Genomic DNA, 4,335 nt, shown 5'->3' with positions numbered 1-4,335 from the left:
GCACCGCCGGCCGCGCGGCCGAGGCCCTCGACCGCCTCGGCATCGCCGACCGCGCCGAGCCGCGCGCCTACACCCTCGACGCCCTCGCCGCCGAACTCGCCCCGGGCGACGTGGTGGTGTCGATGCTCCCGGCCACCGACCACCCCGGGCTCCTCGCGGCCTGCCTCGCCGCACGCGCCCACTTCGCCTGCTCCAGCTACGTGTCCGACGAACTCGCGGCGCAGGCCGAGGCGGCGCGGGCGGCGGGCCTCACGGTCCTCACCGAGGCGGGGCTCGACCCCGGCATCGACCACCTCTTCGCCCACAGCCTCGTCTCGCGGGCGCGCGCGGAGATCGGCGCGGAGAACAGGGCGACCTACTCCCTCACCTCCTGGTGCGGCGGCCTGCCCGCCGTCCCCAACTCCTTCCGCTACCGCTTCAGCTGGGCGCCCCTCGGCGTCCTCAACGCCCTGCGCTCACCCGCCCGCCACATCGAGGCCGGCGCCGAGCGGGTCACCCCCCTGCCCTGGGAGGCGACCCGCGAACTCACCCTCGGCGGCGAGACGTTCGAGGCCTACCCCAACCGCGACAGCGTCCCCTTCATCGCCCATTACGACCTGCCGTCCGGCTGGCTCGCCGACACGTTCGTGCGCGGCACCCTCCGCCTCCAGGGCTGGCAGCATGCCTGGGAGTCCGTCTTCGCCGAGCTGAAGAAGGGCGACGACGCGCGGATCGCCGAACTGGCGGGCGAGCTGGCCCGCACCTACCCCACGACCCGCGCGGACCGCGACCGCGTCGTCCTCGGCGTCTCCCTGTCCGTCCGCAGCCCCAACGGCCGCACCTGGACCGGCAGTTACCTCCTCGACCGGGTCGGTACCGCCGAGGAGTCCGCCATGGCCCACACGGTCTCCCGCCCCCTCGCCCTCGGCGTCCGCCACATCCTCGACTCCTCCCTCCCGCCGGGCCTGAGCCGCGCCGCCGAGACGGCGGTCCGCTCGGAGGAGTGGCTGAACGAACTCGCGGAAGAGGGGCTGGAGTTCACGATGCGGGTGGGCTAGCGCGCGAGCGCCTCGTGCACGAACCGCTTGATCTCCGGGTACAGCGCGTGCGACGAGCGCGGCCTGACCTGCGTCATGAACTGCACCGTCACATCGTGTTCCGGGTCGACCCAGAACGTCGTGGTCGCGACGCCGCTCCAGCCGTACGTCCCCTTGCCCGCCGGGGCCTTGGTGCGGTCGGGGTCGATGACCACCGAGACGCCGAGGCCGAAACCCAGGCCGTCCTTGCTGGGTTCGTCGTGGGACGGGCGGCTGCCGTACGTGCGCATGTCGACGCCGCCGGGAAGATGATTGCGGGTCATCAGGTCGACGGTCCCCGGCGACAGCAGCCGTACGCCGTCCAACTCGCCGCGCCCGCGCAGGAACTCGGCGAACCGGTGCACGTCGTGCGCACCCGCCACCATGCCACCGGCGCCGGACAGGAACCGGGGCCGCCCGCCCCTGAGCGGCAGCCCGGCGACCGGTCTGATCCCCCCGTCCTCCGTCTCCCCGTACAGCTCCGCCAACCGCTCGGCCTGCACGTCACTCACCCAGAACCCGGCGTCGGGCATGCCGAGCGGCCCGAACACCCGCTCCGCGAGGAACGCGTCCAGCGACTGCCCCGACACCACCTCCACGACCCGCGCGAGGACGTTGGTGGCCACCGAGTAGTTCCACTCGGTGCCGGGTTCGAACTGGAGCGGCAGCGAGGCGTACACGTCGACCGTGCCCGCGAGGTCCGTGCCGGGGGCCACCGAGGAGTCGAGGCCCGCCTCGCGGTAGAGGGCGTCCACGGGGTGCGTGCCGTAGAACGCGAACGTCAACCCGGCGGTGTGGGTGAGGAGATGGCGGACCAGTATCGGACCGTCCGCGGGCCGCGTCACCATCTCGCGCCCGCTGCCGCCGACGTACACGCGGGGCTCGGCGAACGACGGAATGTGCCGGGCCACCGGGTCGTCAAGACCCAGCCTGCCCTCCTCGACCAGGAGCAGCGCCGCCACCGACGTCACCGGCTTGGTCATCGAGTACAGCCGCCACAGCGTGTCCGGCTCGACCGGGAGTCCGGCGGCGACGTCGCGGTGCCCGTGCGTCGTGAGGTGGGCGACCCGGCCGCCGCGCGCCACGGAGACGAGGTAGCCGGGGAGGTGCCCCTCCTCCACCTCGTGCGCGATGTACCGGTCCATCCGGTCCAGCACCTTCGGGTCCAGCCCGACCTCGCTCGGGTCGACCTCTTGCCGCAGCAGCGCCATCGTTCTCCTCCGGGGACGACTGTCGAGACGTACCGGCCGACCTGCTCCGGAGCACCTCACTCCTCATCGTTCCGCAGGCGACGCCACCCGGAACCCCTTTCGCACGTGTGCTGTGTGTGGGGTGCGTCGCTTCTGGTGATGCCGGGGAGGGCGGGGTGTCCGGTATGCGATACATGAGACGTGTGCGGAGGGCCCGGGGAATGCGGCGCTCGCGGACCGGAGTTGACGACGTACATGACTCAGGACACGACGGACGACGCCCTCCTCGCCCTGCTCTCCGACACCCGGGGCGGTGTGCTCGTCACGCTCAAGCGCGACGGCCGGCCCCAGCTCTCGAACGTCACCCATCACTACGACCCCGATGAGCGCGTGGTGCGGATCTCCGTCACCGCCGACCGTGCGAAGACCCGCAACCTCCTGCGCGACCCCCGCACCAGCTACCACGTGACCAGCGCCGACCGCTGGGCCTACACGGTGGTGGAGGGCACCGCCGATCTGACCCCCGTGGCCGAGGACCCCGCCGACGACACGGTCGAGGAGTTGATCCGCCTCTACCGCGCGGTCCAGGGGGAGCACCCGGACTGGGACGACTACCGTGCCGCGATGGTCCGGGACCGGCGGCTCGTGGTCCGGCTGCGGGTGGAGCGGGCGTACGGGATTCCGGAGAAGAAGGCCGGCTGAACCGGCGTACGCGGCGAAGTCCCCGGAACGGCCGGGGACTTCGGGTCAGGCTGAGATCGATTCGCGATGAGGTTGTTCTCCCGGGGTGCGGAGGCCCAGTTTCTCGGTCGGGATCTTCGCCGTCTCGCGGGCGGTGAGGGCCGCGAGGACCGGTGGGAGGCACAGGGCCGCGGTGAAGAGGGCCACCGACGACCAGTCGTCGCCGTCCGGGCCCGCGATCTGGGCCGCGAACGTGACCGCGAAACCGGCGATGGCGAAGCCGATCTGGGTGCCGATCGCCATACCCGAGAGGCGGACGCGGGTCGTGAACATCTCGCCGTAGAAGGACGGCCAGACACCGTTCGCGGCGCTGTAGACGACGCCGAAGGTGAGGATGCCGAGCAGCATGATCAGGGGGTACGAGCCGGTCGAGATCGCCCACAGGTACAGGAACATCATGACCGCGCTGCCCGCCGCGCCGGCCAGGAACACCGGGCGCCGGCCGATCCGGTCGGAGAGGGTGGCCCACAGGGGGATCGCCGCGAGGGCGACGAGGTTGGCGAGCGCGCCGACCCACAGCATCGACGTACGGCTCATGCCGACCGCGTCGCTGGTCGCGTACGACAGGGCCCAGACCGTGAAGATCGTGCTCACGGAGGCGACCAGGGCGCCCGCGATCACCCGCAGGACGTCCGCCCAGTGCTCGCGCAGGAGGACGACGAGCGGCATCTTGACGACGCCCTCGGTCGCGGCCTGCTGCTCGAACGCCGGGGTCTCGTCGAGCTTGCGGCGGATCACGTACCCGGCCACTGCGACCACGACGCTCAGCCAGAACGGGACGCGCCAGCCCCAGGACAGCAACTGGTCCTCGGGGAGCGCCGCGACCGGGATGAACACGAGGGTGGCGATGAGCTGGCCGCCCTGCGTGCCGCTCAGGGTGAAGCTCGTGAAGAAGCCCCGGCGGTGCGAGGGCGCGTGCTCCAGCGTCATCGACCCGGCGCTGGCCTGCTCGCCCGCCGCCGAGATGCCCTGGAGGACCCGGCACAGCACGAGCAGGACCGGCGCGAGGGTACCGACCTGTTCACGCGTGGGCAGGCAGCCGATCAGGAACGTCGACAGGCCCATCAGCATCAGCGTGAAGACCATGATCTTCTTGCGGCCCGCCCGGTCCCCGAAGTGGCCGAGGAACAGCGCGCCGACCGGCCGCGCGGCGTAGGCCACGCCGAACGTCGCCAGCGAGAGCAGGGTCGCCGTCGCCGGGTCGGACTCGTCGAAGAACACGTCCGGGAAGATCAGCGCGGCGGCGCTGCCGTAGATGAAGAAGTCGTAGTACTCCAGGGCGCTGCCGATCCAGGCGGCTGCGGCGGCCTTCTTCGGCTGGCCCGGCGGGGCGGTGGAGGGGGCGGGGA

General features: G+C 72.0%; 4 protein-coding genes. 2 read left to right on the top strand and 2 right to left on the bottom strand.

Translation table 11 applies throughout. The annotated features are described in order from the left end of the window. On the top strand, positions 1-1,037 hold a 1,037-nt coding region (locus AOK24_RS37745), incomplete at its 5' end, for a saccharopine dehydrogenase C-terminal domain-containing protein (protein ID WP_055724452.1). Here the strand turns inward: AOK24_RS37745 and AOK24_RS37740 are convergent. Next, the gene (locus AOK24_RS37740) at positions 1,034-2,266 is read right to left on the bottom strand and encodes a serine hydrolase domain-containing protein (protein ID WP_055724451.1); all 1,233 of its coding nucleotides are present in this window, start codon (positions 2,264-2,266) and stop codon (positions 1,034-1,036) included. The genes AOK24_RS37745 and AOK24_RS37740 overlap by 4 nt on opposite strands. 234 nt (positions 2,267-2,500) lie before the next feature. On the opposite strand from AOK24_RS37740, the gene AOK24_RS37735 reads away from it, so the two are divergent. Continuing rightward, the gene (locus tag AOK24_RS37735; protein WP_055724450.1) at positions 2,501-2,947 is read left to right on the top strand and encodes a PPOX class F420-dependent oxidoreductase; all 447 of its coding nucleotides are present in this window, start codon (positions 2,501-2,503) and stop codon (positions 2,945-2,947) included. 45 nt (positions 2,948-2,992) lie between these two features. On the opposite strand, the gene AOK24_RS37730 is transcribed toward AOK24_RS37735, so the two are convergent. Then, on the bottom strand, positions 2,993-4,335 hold a 1,343-nt coding region (locus tag AOK24_RS37730), incomplete at its 5' end, for an MFS transporter (protein ID WP_055724449.1).

This window comes from Streptomyces niveiscabiei, from assembly GCF_001419795.1.
Taxonomy (GTDB): Bacteria; Actinomycetota; Actinomycetes; order Streptomycetales; family Streptomycetaceae; genus Streptomyces; species Streptomyces niveiscabiei.
This window is presented reverse-complemented; position numbering and strand designations above follow the sequence as displayed.

Excerpts from the sequence above, each read along its gene's own strand:
- AOK24_RS37740 (WP_055724451.1), bottom strand. The coding sequence starts at position 2,266 with ATGGCGCTGCTGCGGCAAGAGGTCGACCCGAGCGAGGTCGGGCTGGAC.
- AOK24_RS37735 (WP_055724450.1), top strand. The coding sequence starts at position 2,501 with ATGACTCAGGACACGACGGACGACGCCCTCCTCGCCCTGCTCTCCGAC.